The sequence below is a fragment of the Heliorestis acidaminivorans genome, from assembly GCF_008933955.1.
Lineage (GTDB): Bacteria > Bacillota > Desulfitobacteriia > Heliobacteriales > Heliobacteriaceae > Heliorestis > Heliorestis acidaminivorans.
Genome location: NZ_WBXO01000002.1, coordinates 385,026 through 400,286, shown reverse-complemented (window position 1 = coordinate 400,286; position 15,261 = coordinate 385,026). Strand labels below are relative to the sequence as shown.

Genomic DNA, 15,261 nt, shown 5'->3' with positions numbered 1-15,261 from the left:
CTCTTTTAACTATTTGCTATGCTTTCGTTAGTGGGGTTCAAGCTTCCTGTTTGATATCCTTCTAGATCAATAGCTATATACCGAAAGCCAATATTCTTAAAAGCATTAATAAGATGAGAGCGAAGAGGTTCATAGAAAAGTCGAGTTGCCTTTTGTGTTAAATCTCCGGCAATTTCAAGACGAGCAATGTCGCCATGATGGCGAACTCTAGAGCCAACAAAGCCAAATTCTACCAAGATTTTTTCTGCTCTATCGACTTGCTCTAACTTTATCTTGTCGATAGCTGTGCCATAAGGGATTCGCGAAGCCAGACAAGCCATAGAAGGTTGATCCCAAGTTGGCAAAGCCATTGCTTTCGATAAAGTACGAATCTCTGCTTTCGTTAAGGCAACTTCAGCCAAAGGGCTTACAACAGAAAGCTCTTGCAAAGCCCGATGACCAGGGCGATAATCATTAAAATCATCTATGTTAGTTCCATCCATAAGACAAGTTAGTTTTTCTTCTTGTGCTAGAGAAAGCAGATGAGAAAAAAGATGAGCTTTGCAGTGATAACAACGATCGATCTTATTATCTTGCATAAAAGATTCTTCGAGAGGATTCATTTCAATAAAACGATGTTCTGCACCAATTAGTTGAACAAGTTTTTCTACTTCTTCAGCTGTACCATCAGGTAAGAGCGGCGTAAGAAAAGTACAAGCTAGTAAGCGTGGTTTTTGCTCTCTATTTGCTATCGCTGTAGGTTTTTTTTCTATAGGTTTTTTTGCAGTAGAAAAAATATTTTCTTGTCGCCACGCATCTTGCCAAGCGGCTAAAAGAAAAGTACTGTCTACACCACCAGAATAAGCCAGCATGACAGAGGGATAACGGAGTAAGATTTCTCGAAGCTGGGAATACTTGCGAATAGCTTGAAGAGAGCTATTATTTTTTTGAAAAAAATCAAACGATAAATTGTGCACCTCTAAAACCTCCCTCCACGATTTTATATTCACTTCTTTTTTATGTCAAAAAAAGAAGTGTTATCACGATTTTATACCAAAAGATAGAGGAAAAAGGCAAAATGTGTGGAATAAAGGGACGGGGGAAAGGGGGAACAAGAGGTGCCACTAGGGATGGAAGGAATCCATGAAAATATAGTTACTCTTTTGCTTGCTTCATGGGGATTAACGATTTTGGCTCTTGTTCTATTAGCCGTCTTGTTTTATCAATTTAGCAAAATAAAAAAAATGTACAGAACTTTAATGACAGGACAAGAAGGCAATCAAAAAAATCTAGAAGAGCTTTTATTAGAAAATTTAAACCTCAATCAAGAATTATCAGCACAGCTCAAAGAACATGAACAAGAATTAATCAAGTTGAAGAAAATTTCTCTAGAAACGATCCGCCATGTAGGTATTATTCGTTTTAATGCCTTTGAAAACATTGGATCTAATCAGAGTTTTTCTGTGGCCTTACTCGATCATAGAGGTTGTGGTGTTGTTTTATCAAGTCTCTATGGTAGAGAATTGTCTCAGGTATATGCGAAGCCTGTCAAAGAAGGCAACTCCACGTACCCATTGACGGATGAAGAAAAAAAGGCCATTCAACAGGCCATGATCGGGTAAGGAGACCCCTTATTTATAAGCAGGTGAGAAAAATTAGGTACAAAAGGACTCCTCAAAAAAAGAAAAAAGAAAATTTTACTCTGTTACTCGTTTCTGATCAAGGTAAAAAGCAACCATTTCGCCTCCATTTACGTTATGACAAGATACAACTATTAGTCGGAGGCGCTTTAGTGTTCTCTCTTTTTTTTGTATTCCTTTTAGGTCTGTCTTTCTATTCCAGTAGTAATGTTGTGGAATTACAAAGACTCCGTTCTGTCAATGACCAACAAGCTAAGCAGATTGCAGAACTGCGAGAAGTGGCCTTTGAGGTGCAAGAGCAGGTAGAAAGAATTAGAACTATGGATCAGCAAGTTCGTCAGCTCGTAGGTCTAGAAGGCCAGTCAGAACTGCTAGGTGAGCGAGTTGAACAGAGTGCACTTACAGATGAAAACAACAAGAAAACTGTGGAAGCTTTGCAGGATCAAGAGGATAGGCGAAAGCTTTTTGGCCTTTTTCCATCACGTGCTAATTACAGTAGAGCCGAGGCGGCTTCTCAAGCAGTAAATCTAGAAGGCACAAGGACAGAGCTTAATCTGGATGAACTGAAAAATTCTTTAAGGAATCTCAACAATGAATTATTAAACGAAGAAGAAAATCTTCATCAACTTGAAGGAGTTGTAGAAGAGCGTCTTCGCTATCTAGCCGCTGTTCCTTCTACCTATCCTGTTCGTGGAAGGATTTCGTCTCCTTTTGGTGAACGGCCCTCACCCTTTGGTGGTACTTCTCGTGAATTTCACTCAGGTATAGATATTGCCGCTGATCATGGCACAACTGTTAGAGCCGCTTCAGGAGGTACAATAATCTTTGCCGGATGGAAAGCAGGCATGGGCAGAGTTATAGATATTCAGCATGGCCATGGTTATGTATCTTCTTACAATCACCTTTCTGCTATCAATGTAACAGTTGGTCAGAAAGTAGAACGAGGTGATGCTATTGGTCGCGTCGGCAGTAGTGGTAGAAGTACAGGACCTCATCTGCATTTTGAAATCTACAAAAACGGACGATTGCAAGATCCGCAGAAGTATCTGGTTCATTAAATCAGGAGGGTTTCAATGTTTGGAAAGAAGAAAGAGCACACTACTATAGCAAGTGACACAGTAGAAACAGTTATTGGCAAAGAGAGTCACTTTAAAGGTACATTAAAAGCAAGTGGTGCTATTCGCGTCGATGGTGCACTTGAAGGTGAAATTTTGGGCAATGGCGACATCATCATTGGTGAAAGCGGTCAAGTGGAAGCTTCAATTGAAGGTAGAAATGTAATTATTGCCGGTACTGTTCATGGTAATGTTGATGCTTCTGGTCGACTAGAGATAGCATCTACAGGAAAACTTTTTGGTGACATCTGTGCATCTAGTTTAATCATTGATGAGGGAGCTCGATTCCAAGGAAGCTCCAAAGCTGTAGGGACAGTAGAAGAAAAAGAAAGGGTACCAGCCCTTTCTTAATCTCAATTTCTTAATCTCAATAGGAAAGTGAATTGTTCTCAGCAGTTGCGCTGTAAGCAACGTTGTGTTGCAAGGGGAAGAGAGGCTGTCGTCTTGCTAATCGATAATAACCAAAGAGCAGTCCTCTGCTAATATGTTGAGCTAGCTTCATGACGGAGGCTAAGCGCGTATTTTGCAAAACCATAAACTCCATAAAGCCTCCTACATTCACAATTCCAGTAATATGAAGATCTCCCACTGTAGGGAGGTCTTTTTTTACGCCTGCCCCGGGACGAAGTCCACCCATACCAATAGAAATTTTACCTACTTGTTCCATCATACCTAAAGAAGCATCAATAGCTATTATTAATCCGTTAGGATGAGCTTCTTCAATTGCTTTTTTTCTCTCAATTAAGTTGGTGGCATGAATGGGATCGTCAAGAGTGCCGTAGATATGATAATAAGATGAAGCCAGGGGCATGAGTTGCGTACCCACTAAAGGGCCAAGACAATCTCCCGTGGAACGATCCGTACCAATGCAGACAATAACTCTAGGTCTATTCATTTCAGGATCCAGATGTAGCAATAGTTCAGCTAAAGCGTCACCTAACTCATGGGCAGCGCCATGAGAAGCGTCTATATAATGCTTCTTGCCTGCTCTCAAATGGTCCCAATTTTGTGTATTCATGACTCATCCCCCTTTTCGGTCATTATGGCTACATTTTTCCCTCTGTAAAGGCAAAATAAACCATAATGTACTGAGGGGAGGTATTTTTTATGGGCGTCCTCTGGCAATTACAAGTGGCCTCAGTCTACATAGGAGCTGTATTGGGGGCAGGATTTGCTTCGGGACAGGAAATCATGCAGTTTTTTGTGCGCTATGGCTCTGATGGTCCATCGGCAGTAGTTCTTTCGGGTGTTCTTTTTGGCATCCTCGGTCCTGCTGTGCTAGTGCTTTGCAGGCAACGTTCTTTTTTTCAATATCAGGACTTATTGAATTATCTGTTCGGTCAAAAGCTTGGTAAAGTGATGGACCTTATTATCGCTATATCTTTATTTTCAGGCTTGATGGTAATGCTCTCCGGTACAGGTGCTCTTGTTTCTCAACAATGGGGCTGGCCTTATTGGCTAGGAGTTTCCTTGACAGCTATTGGTGTCTTTTTCTCGCTCTGGGGAGGGTTAAAGGGGCTATTATGGGTTAATACCTTCTTAGTCCCCATAAAAGCCCTTATCTGCGTTGCAGTAGCGGGAGGTGTCTTACTACTAAGCCCTAGCATAGAAAGTGTACCTACGGAATGGCAAGGCTATGTAGATGTTTTTGCTGGCTATCATAACCCTAATCTTGATTCTGCTAGTACAACAGAATCTTTTGGTCTCTTGCCTTCTTCAGCCGCCTTTGGTGCTTTTTTGTATGTTTCTTTTAACCTGGCTATGTCAATGGTTGTGCTTGTAGCGTTAACGCCACAAGTAAAAAAACAAGGTGGTTATCAAGGTGCCGCTGTAGGGGGCCTTCTGCTAGGATTATTTGCCTATGTCTTAACCTTGGCAATGCTTCAATATGTGCCTGAAATTGAAGCTTATCCTGTTCCTATGCTCTTTTTAGCTAGTACATTACACCCTTGGACGGGTCATATCTATGCTTTCTTGCTCTGGTTAGCCATGTTCACAGCCGCCTTAGGAAGTGCCTTTGGTGCGGCTCTGCGTATTTCAAAAGAAAAAAAAGGGAAAAAGTTTCAAAAAGCGCTCTTTTTCTCCATCGTAAGTGTAGCGCCTTTTTCACTTTTACCCTTTGCTGATCTGGTAGCAACTTTGTACCCTATCTTTGGTTATATAGGACTTCCAATTATTGCCGCCATCGCTTGGTCTGTTGGTCGCGATTGGTGGCGTAAGAAGTGGTCTGAGCAAGACGCCAAGATAGGCTCATAATCTAAAGAAAATATTAATCGCGGCTTTCCTTAATCCACTGATAAGTTTGATGATATATACGATGCACATCAGAATTGCCGCTGTACATGGCTCTTAATAGATTTTTTGAACCAAAGTAGTAAGCGTAGGAGATACTGCTATCTCTTGGTAAGGCCAACTGATCGAGATAGCGGTCTTGAAAATCTGCATAATTCATAAAGCGCTCATCGCCTTCAATTTCTAGACCAATACCTAGGTTATCTGCAATTTGACGGGCATTATCAAGCCTTCTTGTTGTTGTATTAAGATCAAAATAATAATTAGGTTGCAAGAAGACTTGGTCAAAGCCATAAGAGCGCCAATTCTTTAATCCTGGTGCTTCATAATAAGGAATCCAGTAAAAAAGAAGATTTTCTTCTTCTAACTGCTGAGCCATTTCTTGCACTAGCGAAGCATCCTCAGAGTCGTATATAGCTTCTCCTTCCCAATAAAGGCCGATTAATTCTAAATTATCTAATTGGCTTTCTGACCACTTCTCCTGTAACAATTCTTTATACCAGTAGATAGCATCACGACGTTCATCTAGACTTTTCCACTGACCTTGTACTCGTTCTGGGTAAGGGAGAGCAATAACAACAGGGTAAGTTCCTTGATTAGCACCAACAATTGCTTGCCACTGGGCAACGGCATCATTAAGCGCCTTCAACTGTCTATCTTCAGCAAAAAGATTGTCAAGATAACTATGCCAGCTTGCTTCATACGACGGTAAGCTAATGTAGGGTAAAAAGAGCATACCATCAAAAAAAGTATCTACAAAATCACCGTGAAGATCACGATAAGCGATCATAGGTAAGAAGTCTTGACTTCTCCACTCACTTTGCTGATGAGGTCCTGTATAGATTAAGAGCAAATCAGCAATAGGAGAGGAAGTTTTCTCAAGAGGTTCTTTTTCATCTACTGTTGGTAAAGGTAAGGGCTTTTGATCCCCTACTAACGCATTGACGGAAAGAGCACCCCGCGGAACGAGTGTAACTAGAGCAGAAGAGGCACTGGAGCTGTCTTCTTCTGCTTGAACAGGTCCTTCTACACGTAACCAGCGGCCAAAAGTCCAAACATCGACAGGAAAAGAAAAGCGTAAATACTGTGCATCTACAGGAATTGTTGTGAGACTATAAGTTTTCACCTGAGGCCCCTGTTGACCAGACTCTTCAGGGCCTTTTAACACTTTGCCTACATAGTTCCAATATCTTCCGTCTTGAGATATTTCTACGGTCCACTCTTGAGGGAGGGTAATAGCTTGATCACTGTCGCCCAAAAACTGCATAGAAAAACGACTAACTTTTTGGATAGCTCCTAAATCAACGGTAACAGCACGACTTTGTTGACGATAAAAACCAGTCCACTTAGGACTATAAGATAGCAAACCTTCGTCAGGACCAGGGTAACTTTTTTTCTCTAATTCTATGTAGGAAGGATCAGCAAAGCCTGTGATCTCGGTCCTAGCAGACATAGGACTTAAAGTTTTCATAGAACCAGGTGGATATAAGGGTCTTACTTCTTCAAACTCTTCATCAGCAGGTAAAAGATCTTCTTTTTCTATCAGAGGGACGAGCCGGGCTTGTAAACCTTGATTGATCGTTATATAAGCAGGTCCAGTAGCTTCGGTAGGTTGAAAAGTTGAATCTTTAAATTGACCCATATAGGCTTGATTGATGCCATAAGCAGGAGGATAGGGGGATGGTTCTATATTAATAATTTTGATGCTTTGCTCAAGGCCAGCAATAGCATAAAGTTCAGCAGGTGCTACTTGAAAAGGCTTCATTGCCCAAGCAATACGATCTTCCCAGATGCTGTTGCCTACAATAGCGACTTCTCCTCGCGTAGCCGCTGACTGAGGACGAAAGTGATTACTATATAGGCCATCTTGATCAGCTTTCATCAAGCCAAGAGCGGCCACACGGGCAAGGGCTTCTAAAGCATAGGGGGCAATAGCATCTCGATCTTCCCAAGCAGGAAGGGCTGGTACTTGCTCAAAGCGCTTTTCTAGAACAAGAATACGATCGACCATGACAGCAACATCTTGACGAGTTAAGGACTGGGAAGCACCATAGAGGCCTTCACCTTGCCCTTGAATAAGCCCCTTAGCGGTTAAAGCCGCAACATGGCCATAGGCAAAAGAATGAGCAGGCAAGTCGAGAAAAGGCTCTTTTTCAGGAAAAAGAGGCTGTAAGCCTATCGTTCGCCCTATAATTACAGCAAACTCAGCCCGATTCACTGCTCTATCTGGTTCAAAGAGACCATTGTCAGTTCCACTAACAATGCCTTGCTCTGCAAGAGCCCGCACAGCAGACTGAGCAGGATGGCCTTGAAGATCAGGAAAGTCTAAAGTCTTACCAAGAGAGGAACTTGGAAAAAGCATAAATAGAGAGAAAAGTATTAGGTAGAGCCATGAGTTGAACCATTTCACCAGTGCCCACTCCTTAAAATATTGATAAAGCATAATTCTGTTATAAGTCTTTATAATCCTGCTTTGTATAATGAAGCAGGACCTCTGAACAGTTATTTTGAATAAATTGTGGTACAATGAACAGCAAGAGTAAATTGCATTGACTATATAGTTAAGAAGAGGCTTCGGCCAACTCCTGCAGGAGGCAGAGAAAGAATGACAAGAGCGGAAGACATACATGTCATCATAGGGACAGCAGGTCACGTTGATCACGGAAAAACCAAACTTGTTAATGCCCTTACAGGTGTCCATACAGATCGACTGAAAGAAGAAAAAGCAAGGGGCATCTCCATTGAACTTGGATTTGCCCCTTTTGTTCTGCCTGATGGTAAGAAAGCGGCCATAGTTGATGTGCCAGGCCATGAAAAATTTGTAAAACAAATGGTAGCCGGCGCTGTCGGAATGGATCTAGTGTTGCTCGTCATCGCCGCTGATGAAGGCGTAATGCCACAAACGAAGGAACATCTCGACGTCTTAGAGCTACTACAAGTCCCGCAAGGTATTATCGTCATCACCAAAGCTGATCTAGTAGAAGAAGAGTGGCTAGACTTAATCGTAGAAGAAGTCAAAGAAACACTACAAGGCACCCTTTTTGAGCAAGCTCCTGTAGTTACCCTTTCTTCAACAACAGGTCAAGGAATTGATAGCTTGAAGGCTATGATCGCCGCTCAAGTAACGAAAATACCACGTCGACTCTTAGCAGGCGCTCCAAGATTACCTATCGATCGTGTTTTTACAATGGCTGGTTTTGGTACTGTTGTTACAGGCACCTTACTATCCGGTCAGCTACAAGTAGGACAGCAACTAACCATTATGCCCTCAGAACAACCTTGTCGCATCAGAGGCTTACAAGTTCACAGTGAAAAAGTAGAAGAAGCTAGAGCCGGTCAAAGAGTTGCCGTTAACCTTTCCGGCATAGAACTTTCCGACGTAAACCGTGGTGATCTACTAGCTACAGCTGAGGCACTTACACCAGCTTATCGAGTTACAGTACGCTTGCAAAACCTCTCCCACAGCGGAAGGACCATGAAAGATCAAGAGCGAGTACGCTTTCATGCCGGAACAAGAGAGACACTGGGCCGCTTAACCCTACTTGATCGCCATGAATTAGAACCAGGAAAAGACAGCCTTGCTCAAATTGTTTTAGAAGAACCAGTAGTAGTACTCAAAGGAGATCGTTTCGTCTTAAGAAGTTACTCGCCAGCCTTAACCATAGGTGGAGGCCGAGTCATCGATCCTAACGCACTGAAGGTTCGCAAAAATAAAGTTGAATTGCTTAAAAACATAGAGACCCAAGAAAAAGGCTCTATAGCAGATCGACTGCTACAGCATCTATCCCAGACAGGACTACCACTTAGTCCAGATGAAGCGATAAAAAAATTTACATTATCAAAAGAAGAGCTAGAAAAGCTCTTAGAAAAAGTGCAAGATCATAAAACACCGGGAATAGCTCTGCTAGGTAGAGAAAAACCTCCTATTTACTTTATATCGGCCGCCCTACTAGTCTCCTTAGAACAATCTTTTGTTAGGCATCTAGAAAAATATCATCAAGACTATCCTTTGCGAAGCGGAATGGCCAAAGAAGAGCTAAAAGGAAAGCTCCTATCAGCTTGGAACAGCAAAGCTTACGGAGCACTTTTACAGACCTTACAAGAACGCCAAAGCATCGCTATAAAAGGCCATGCCCTTGCGCTGTATAACTTTGGCAACGAGCCATCAGCAGAAGTAAGAGCAATAATCAAGAAAATTGAAAAATGGTACTTAGAAAAAGAATTTCAGCCACCGACAGTAGCAGAAACAAAAGAAAAATTAATAACAGAAGAAAAGGTATCGCCAGAATCAGCAGATGAAATAATGAACTACATGATTGATCAAGGACTGCTCTTTAAGCTAGCTGAAGATCTGCGCATCCATAGCCAAGCCATGAAGCGCTTTCGAGAAATAGTCATTCAAGGGCTTCAAGAACAAGCAGAAATGACTATCTCCGAAGTCCGAGATCTTACAGACAGTTCACGACGTTATGTAGTCCCCCTCATGGAATGGCTCGATCGAGAGCGAGTGACCATTAGAAAAGGTGACAAGCGAGTCCTAGCCAAAGGCTAAAGCCAGCAAAGAAAAAGAAGAAAATAAAAAAGGAAAAAAATGGAATATAGCGAAAACATGGTACATACCTATTCGATAAGGAGGTTTGGACCATGTTTTTTTTGCCTCGTCGCACTTTAATCATGATCGTCATCGCCATAATTCTTTTTCCCCTTGGGTTCTATGCAGGCTATCAAAAAGTTACCTCCCTTACAGAACCAAAGCCAGTTGCTCAGCCCATACAATTAGGAGTAGCCCTTGAGCTATCAGGTCCCGTCTCACCTTGGGGCCAAGGAGCATTCAAAGGTCTTCAAATGGCTGTAAATGAAGTAAATAACCAGGGTGGCATTCAAGGTCGCTTCATAAAAACTCAGACAGCCGATGCTAATGACACCGAAGGCTTGACCTCTTTTGCCAAAGAAGTAGAAAAAGAAAATCTCGTAGCCATCATAGGACCGATTACACCGTCAAAAGCAGAAGTACTAGCCAAGGAAATAGTATCCTTGCCTTTGCTTACCTTATCGACCCACTCCTCTACACCAGGCCTAGGCGAAAATATCTACCAGGGAAGCTACGATGACCGGCAACAAGGATTAGTAGCCGCCCAATTTGCCTCTACTTATTGGGGCGAACGAGCAGTCATTGTAGTAGAAGACAAAAGTGCCTACGGACAAGCTCTAGCGGAGTCTTTTCGTCAAGCCTATGAACAAGCAGGAGGAACTATCGTCAACACCTTAAGCTACCAGCGCGATCAACAAGATTTTATGCAACTACTAGAAAAAATACTTAGTGGACAACCGCAAGTCATCTACTTGCCTGGCTATGCTAAAGAAAGTTCAGCCTTTTTGCGACAAGCAAGACAAAAAGGTATCACACTGCCTATCCTAGGTGGTGATAGCTTAGAAGATCTAGCAAAAGATCTACTAGAAGAAAAACGCAACCAAGTTAGCTGGGGGCTTTTTTACACAACTGCTAACTTCTTACCAACAGAAGCGGGACAAGCTTTCTACGAAGCTTATCGCAAAACTTACCAAGAAGAGCCAAGCCCCATGGCCCTATGGGCCTATGAAGCTACGAAAGGAATGCTCACCACTTTAGCGGCCTGTAAAGACCCTGAGGATCAGCAAGGACTAATCCAAAAAATTAAAGAAATAGGTTCATGGCCAGTCGTTGGCGGTTCTATGAAGATCAGCCAAGATCGACACGCCTTACGTCCTATGGCCATCATGCAAGTTGGTCCTACCCTCGAACTTGTAGACGTTATTGAACCCTAAAAAAAATTATCATCAGCAGGTTTAAAGGAGGCAACAAAGAGGCATGACTACTCCCGTAAGATAAAAAATCTTGCGAAGGAGGAGTTACCTTTGTTGTTGCCACAACTTGCTCCTACCTTCCGGCTCCTAACCCTCTCCTTTACTCTTTTAGTCTTCTGTCTAAGCGTAGCTTTTTATCTGCCGTACATAGAAGCTCGCACAGAAGACCCCCTGCCACTGCTTCGCTTGCATGTAGTGGCAGAATCTAATGAACAGCACGATCAAGCTCTTAAGCTCAAAGTTCGTGATGACATTATAGCTTATATCGATCCCTTACTTGCCCAGAGTCAATCAGTTGAAGAAGCTCGGGAAAAAGTAGAAAGCCAGCTCGAAGAAATTAATCGTCTAGCTGTTCAACGAATTCAAGCAGAAGGATACAGCTACACAACAAAAGCAGAAGTAGGGCGCTTTCACTTTCCCAAAAAAGTCTACGGACACCTTACAGCACCAGCTGGTGAGTATGAAGCTTTACGAATTACCATCGGCACAGGACAAGGAGAAAACTGGTGGTGTGTTCTATATCCACCGCTATGTCTAAGTGATCGAACAGGCAGTCAAAAAACAGAAAAAGTAAAAACTGTAGAAAACCAATCTGATCTAAGCACTACTTCAACAGAAGTGAAGACTGTTGAAGTAAGATCGAAAATCTGGGATTGGATTGAAGAAAAAACCAAAAAAACCTCCCAGTCTTGATGACTGAGAGGTTTTTACTTTTATGTAGTCCCACGAAGGCCGTCACCGTAACGTTTTCCAACCTGATGCTCTCAGGTGGGTGCTCTGTCTAAAGGAATTTGTCCTCCTGTCTAACCAGGCTCGACAGCACCTTAAGAACGAAAGCTCCCGTTTTTACAATATCGATTGAAAACATTAGAAGCAACGAACCCCGTAGGGCATCGGAAAGCACCGACAAGAAGGATTATAAACTAAAAAAATAAAAAAGTCCACAAGATTATTAATGGTAATTCTTATGGATGCTTATTGAAGAGATGGAATTAATGACTATTTATTTTTTAATAATATAGTGGTATCATATATAAGTATCAAAAATTGCGGGGGAGTGCATGGGGACTGGTGTCTTCCCTGGGCTTCAAACCCACGTGGCGCGCGGCAACCCCGGGCGCGGTAGGTTCGATTCCTACACACTCCCGCCATTCAACAAGCCAGGGGACGTTTCTTGTAGTGATTTAACCCATAAGTTTGCCGGTTTGGCAAGGTTATGCTTCCATTTTGAGTTGGCAAACTTATGCTTCCACAAATTCATTAGTACGAACTAAGCTCCTATCGTTGTTTTATGTGATAGGAGCTTTTTTGTATTTTGCTTAATTAGAAAAATATCATCTTTGCGTCATTTATCCTTATGAAAAATGTAATCGACGGCTCAATTCACCATGACTAAAGCGCCTTAAGTCACATCACTTGTTAACGTTCTCGCTAATTTCTTTTATTTCAATTTTCATAACTCGATTTGACTTCGTTTCTGTGACTGTAAATTTATTATTCTTATACTCAAATGAAGTTCCTTCAGTTAATGGGCCTTGCATATGAGCCACAAACCATCCACCGATGGTGTAGACGTCTTCTGATTCCAAATATATACCCAACTCCTGCGCTATATCTGCAAGAGAAACTCGTCCATCTACCAAATAATGCCCCGGTTGAAGTTTCGTAATAGGTGAATAATCTTGATCATATTCATCTTGTATTTCACCAACAATTTCCTCAAGAATATCTTCAATCGTAACAAGGCCTGCTGTGCCGGCATATTCATCTAAGACGATAGCAATCTGAGTTCGTTCTTTCTGCATTTTTTTCATGATATCTATAAGAGGCGTAAATTCATAGACCAATAGAGGCTTTCGAATCAAGTCCAGTAGAGAAGGGCTTCTGCTTTTATCTACGCAAAGATCGAGTAAGTCTTTCGTGTGAATATAACCGACAACATGGTCTTTATCGCCCTCACATACTGGATAGCGCCCATACTTTTCTGATTGAACGATTTTCAGATTTTCTTCAAATGAAAGATTTGTGTACAGACAGACCATATAGGTCGAGGAATCATGATTTCCGTAACTACTTTCTCCGTCATCAAAAAAACATTGTTGGTAAAGTCCAGTTCAGTCTGGTTAATCTCACCACTTTGATGGCTTTGCAACATAATCATACGGATTTCTTCTTCTGAGTGACTTTCACTATGCTCCGATATGTTGCGAAGTCCCAGGGCACGAACAAGAATTCTTGCCGAGCCATTTAAGACCCAGATAAATGGATACAATGCTTTATAAAAAAGGATCAACGGGCCTGATAGCCATAAGGTGACTTTCTCTGCTCGTTGAATGGCCAATGTTTTCGGAGCCAACTCTCCTACAACAACATGAAGAAATGAAATGATAGAAAAGCCAACAACAAAAGAAATCGCAGAAATCGTACTTTGCGTTAGTTGTAGCCGTTCCAAAAGAGGATAAAATAAAACAGCAACAGCAGGTTTACCTAACCAACCAAGTCCTAATGCTGTTAAAGTGATGCCGAGTTGACAAGCTGATAAGTATTCATCAAGATTGCTGATGACTTTTTTTGCATTCAGTGCTTTTTTGTTGCCCTCATTAATTAATTGTTGAATCCGAGAAGCTCTGACTTTTACGACAGCAAACTCAGCCGCTACAAAAAAAGCTGTCGCGGCAATTAGCAAAAAGACAAGAAAAAGTTTGAAACCCACGCCAAACTCTGGCATTGTTCGTCAACTCCCGAGGTCGCAAGCATTATATAATACTTTGTATTATTTCTCAGGACCTATGGGACTATGTACTTGAAGAGAACGACGATAGGGCCAACAACAAAACAGTATATGGAAAAGTACAGGAGCTTACCTTTTTTCATAACATTGATAAACCATTTCAAGGCCAGGTAAGAAGCAATAAAAGAAGATAGAAAAGCAATAATATAGGGGATCAGCATTGACGAGCTTTCAGAAAGAATATCGCCTAGTGTATCAATTTGAAGAAGTACTGCACCAATACTCACAGGGATATACAAAAGGAAAGAAAAGCGCAAGGCTGATTCACGGGTAAAACCTTTGAGCATAGCGGCCACAACGGTAGCGCCGGAACGACTAATTCCAGGAATTAAAGCAACCGATTGAGCCAATCCAATAACAATGGCATCGATAACGGAGATCTGATTGTCATTCTTTTTCCCAACTAAGTTCTGAATCAACCACAGAAAGATACCGGTGACAATCAAAGCGATTCCGACAACAATAATATTTTCAAGATGGCCTTCTAAGATATCTTTTAACAACAAACCAAGAACGCCCGCTGGAATGGTCGCAATGATCAGCAGTTTTACATAATCAAAGTCACTTTTTAGATCGGGCGATCTTTTGTAAAGGTAGGTCGTAGAATTTATTGTCAACCGAAAGATATCACTACGATAAATAAGTAGCACAGATAGCAAAGAAGCTGCATTAACAAGCGTTGCAAAGGCAAGTTGTTTTTGGGGCTCTCCAACAGAGATACCTAAGAGTTCTTGAGCAATCATCAAATGGCCGCTTGATGAAATGGGAAGGGGCTCTGTTATTCCTTGCAAAAGGCCAAGTAGAAAAAACAAGATCAGTTCATTAGATATGGGACTCACTCACAATCATAATGGTTTTCATAAAAGCGTAGACTTTAGTCTACCTCACGAAGCATCTTCTCAATTGCATTGATACGTACTTTCATTTCGGAGAGATCTTTAACTATCTTTTGCTGATCTTCGCTCATCTTTCTTTGCACCGAGACAACTTCTTCGGCAAGTTTACGATATGCCTCGTCTCTAGCAAGTTCAGCCATGTTCGCTGTTTTAGCTCGCGCAGTTTTAAGTGCTTGCGTTATGGCAACAACAATAACAGTGGTAATTAGCGAAAAAAGGACAAGCACAAAAACCATTCCAAAAATTCCTTCACTCATTTGTCATCCTCCTTTTCCTTTTTAGTATCGGGATCTAATACGGTAGGAACAGTTTTCTTAAGGGTCAGTGTTTTTACCGCTTCAGCAATGCTCTCTGGGCTTATCTGCAGTGAAAAAGATGTTAATTCATAAAATCTCATAGCTTTCCCATTATCCGATAATTCCATGATGCTAGTTACCAATCCAGCTGACTCGAGTTTTTTTAAATGCATGTATAATAAAGGCCTACTAATCATAACCTCACGGGCCAGTTGGCTTACATGAATAGATCTTCCATGTAGTAAAGCAATAATTTTTAAGCGATAGGGGTTTGCTATTGCTTCCAGTACTTTAAGTAGATCATTGCCGGAAGGTAACATTAGATTAAGCTTGTTTCCATTTATCACCTATCACCTCTTCCTAACAGAATGAAAAATATCTATGAGGCAAAGAAAAAGGCTTACACAT

At 41.6% G+C, this 15,261-nt stretch carries 15 protein-coding genes, 1 tRNA gene and 1 other RNA gene; 8 read left to right on the top strand and 9 right to left on the bottom strand.

The features are described 5' to 3' along the window. Positions 1-5 precede the first annotated feature (5 nt). The gene (gene larE, locus F9B85_RS04720; RefSeq protein ID WP_151619015.1) at positions 6-956 is read right to left on the bottom strand and encodes an ATP-dependent sacrificial sulfur transferase LarE; all 951 of its coding nucleotides are present in this window, start codon (positions 954-956) and stop codon (positions 6-8) included. A 141-nt stretch (positions 957-1,097) separates the two neighbouring features. Here larE and F9B85_RS04715 point away from each other — a divergent pair, with 141 nt between their 5' ends. From F9B85_RS04715 to F9B85_RS04705, 3 genes are all read left to right on the top strand, one after another. Next, the gene (locus tag F9B85_RS04715) at positions 1,098-1,601 is read left to right on the top strand and encodes a DUF4446 family protein (protein ID WP_151619013.1); all 504 of its coding nucleotides are present in this window, start codon (positions 1,098-1,100) and stop codon (positions 1,599-1,601) included. Between the two features lie 230 nt (positions 1,602-1,831). Then, positions 1,832-2,677, top strand: a complete 846-nt coding sequence (locus tag F9B85_RS04710; RefSeq protein WP_151619011.1) for a M23 family metallopeptidase — start codon at positions 1,832-1,834, stop codon at positions 2,675-2,677. Positions 2,678-2,692: 15 nt separating this feature from the next. After that, positions 2,693-3,085, top strand: a complete 393-nt coding sequence (locus F9B85_RS04705; RefSeq protein WP_151619009.1) for a bactofilin family protein — start codon at positions 2,693-2,695, stop codon at positions 3,083-3,085. Between the two features lie 16 nt (positions 3,086-3,101). Here the strand turns inward: F9B85_RS04705 and yyaC are convergent, their stop codons facing one another. Further along, positions 3,102-3,752, bottom strand: a complete 651-nt coding sequence (gene yyaC / locus F9B85_RS04700; RefSeq protein WP_151619007.1) for a spore protease YyaC — start codon at positions 3,750-3,752, stop codon at positions 3,102-3,104. Positions 3,753-3,841: 89 nt separating this feature from the next. Between yyaC and F9B85_RS04695 the strand changes: the two genes are divergently transcribed. After that, positions 3,842-4,990, top strand: a complete 1,149-nt coding sequence (locus F9B85_RS04695) for a YkvI family membrane protein (protein ID WP_151619005.1) — start codon at positions 3,842-3,844, stop codon at positions 4,988-4,990. 13 nt (positions 4,991-5,003) lie between these two features. On the opposite strand, the gene F9B85_RS04690 is transcribed toward F9B85_RS04695, so the two are convergent. After that, a complete protein-coding gene (locus F9B85_RS04690; RefSeq protein ID WP_170270173.1) occupies positions 5,004-7,436 on the bottom strand; it encodes a DUF4855 domain-containing protein in 2,433 nt (810 codons plus the stop codon). A gap of 195 nt (positions 7,437-7,631) precedes the next feature. Between F9B85_RS04690 and selB the strand changes: the two genes are divergently transcribed. The 3 genes from selB (at position 7,632) to spoIIR (ending at position 11,563) form a co-directional block, all read left to right on the top strand. After that, the gene (selB, locus tag F9B85_RS04685) at positions 7,632-9,578 is read left to right on the top strand and encodes a selenocysteine-specific translation elongation factor (RefSeq protein WP_151619001.1); all 1,947 of its coding nucleotides are present in this window, start codon (positions 7,632-7,634) and stop codon (positions 9,576-9,578) included. Between the two features lie 92 nt (positions 9,579-9,670). Continuing rightward, positions 9,671-10,831: an ABC transporter substrate-binding protein gene (locus F9B85_RS04680; RefSeq protein ID WP_151618998.1), complete on the top strand. Its 1,161-nt coding sequence runs from the start codon at positions 9,671-9,673 to the stop codon at positions 10,829-10,831. Positions 10,832-10,921: 90 nt separating this feature from the next. Next, on the top strand, positions 10,922-11,563 hold the full coding sequence (gene spoIIR / locus F9B85_RS04675) for a stage II sporulation protein R (RefSeq protein WP_170270171.1): 642 nt from the start codon (positions 10,922-10,924) through the stop codon (positions 11,561-11,563). Positions 11,564-11,586: 23 nt separating this feature from the next. Here the strand turns inward: spoIIR and ssrS are convergent. After that, a non-coding RNA gene (gene ssrS, locus F9B85_RS04670) (6S RNA) lies at positions 11,587-11,765 on the bottom strand. Between the two features lie 158 nt (positions 11,766-11,923). Between ssrS and F9B85_RS04665 the strand changes: the two genes are divergently transcribed. After that, a tRNA-Sec gene (locus F9B85_RS04665) sits at positions 11,924-12,021 on the top strand. A 261-nt stretch (positions 12,022-12,282) separates the two neighbouring features. Here F9B85_RS04665 and F9B85_RS14745 read toward each other — a convergent pair. From F9B85_RS14745 to F9B85_RS04645, 5 genes are read right to left on the bottom strand one after another with little or no spacing between them, the layout of a single operon-like run. Beyond that, a complete protein-coding gene (locus F9B85_RS14745; protein WP_243138066.1) occupies positions 12,283-12,912 on the bottom strand; it encodes a hemolysin family protein in 630 nt (209 codons plus the stop codon). Continuing rightward, the gene (locus F9B85_RS14740; RefSeq protein WP_243138065.1) at positions 12,870-13,598 is read right to left on the bottom strand and encodes a hemolysin family protein; all 729 of its coding nucleotides are present in this window, start codon (positions 13,596-13,598) and stop codon (positions 12,870-12,872) included. Before F9B85_RS14740 ends, F9B85_RS14745 begins: the two co-directional genes overlap by 43 nt. Before the next feature lie 59 nt (positions 13,599-13,657). Next, positions 13,658-14,500, bottom strand: coding sequence for an undecaprenyl-diphosphate phosphatase (locus F9B85_RS04655; RefSeq protein ID WP_207707033.1), 843 nt, complete (start codon positions 14,498-14,500; stop codon positions 13,658-13,660). 35 nt (positions 14,501-14,535) lie between these two features. Next, positions 14,536-14,814, bottom strand: a complete 279-nt coding sequence (locus tag F9B85_RS04650; RefSeq protein WP_151618994.1) for a hypothetical protein — start codon at positions 14,812-14,814, stop codon at positions 14,536-14,538. Beyond that, entirely contained in the window at positions 14,811-15,200 is a 390-nt protein-coding gene (locus F9B85_RS04645) for an ArsR/SmtB family transcription factor (protein WP_243138064.1), read from the bottom strand. The genes F9B85_RS04650 and F9B85_RS04645 overlap by 4 nt, the downstream gene beginning before the upstream one ends. Positions 15,201-15,261 lie beyond the last annotated feature (61 nt).

Excerpts from the sequence above, each read along its gene's own strand:
- F9B85_RS04705 (WP_151619009.1), top strand. The coding sequence starts at position 2,693 with ATGTTTGGAAAGAAGAAAGAGCACACTACTATAGCAAGTGACACAGTA.
- yyaC (WP_151619007.1), bottom strand. The coding sequence starts at position 3,752 with ATGAATACACAAAATTGGGACCATTTGAGAGCAGGCAAGAAGCATTAT.
- F9B85_RS04695 (WP_151619005.1), top strand. The coding sequence starts at position 3,842 with ATGGGCGTCCTCTGGCAATTACAAGTGGCCTCAGTCTACATAGGAGCT.
- selB (WP_151619001.1), top strand. The coding sequence starts at position 7,632 with ATGACAAGAGCGGAAGACATACATGTCATCATAGGGACAGCAGGTCAC.
- F9B85_RS04680 (WP_151618998.1), top strand. The coding sequence starts at position 9,671 with ATGTTTTTTTTGCCTCGTCGCACTTTAATCATGATCGTCATCGCCATA.
- F9B85_RS14745 (WP_243138066.1), bottom strand. The coding sequence starts at position 12,912 with ATGGTCTGTCTGTACACAAATCTTTCATTTGAAGAAAATCTGAAAATC.
- F9B85_RS14740 (WP_243138065.1), bottom strand. The coding sequence starts at position 13,598 with ATGCCAGAGTTTGGCGTGGGTTTCAAACTTTTTCTTGTCTTTTTGCTA.
- F9B85_RS04650 (WP_151618994.1), bottom strand. The coding sequence starts at position 14,814 with ATGAGTGAAGGAATTTTTGGAATGGTTTTTGTGCTTGTCCTTTTTTCG.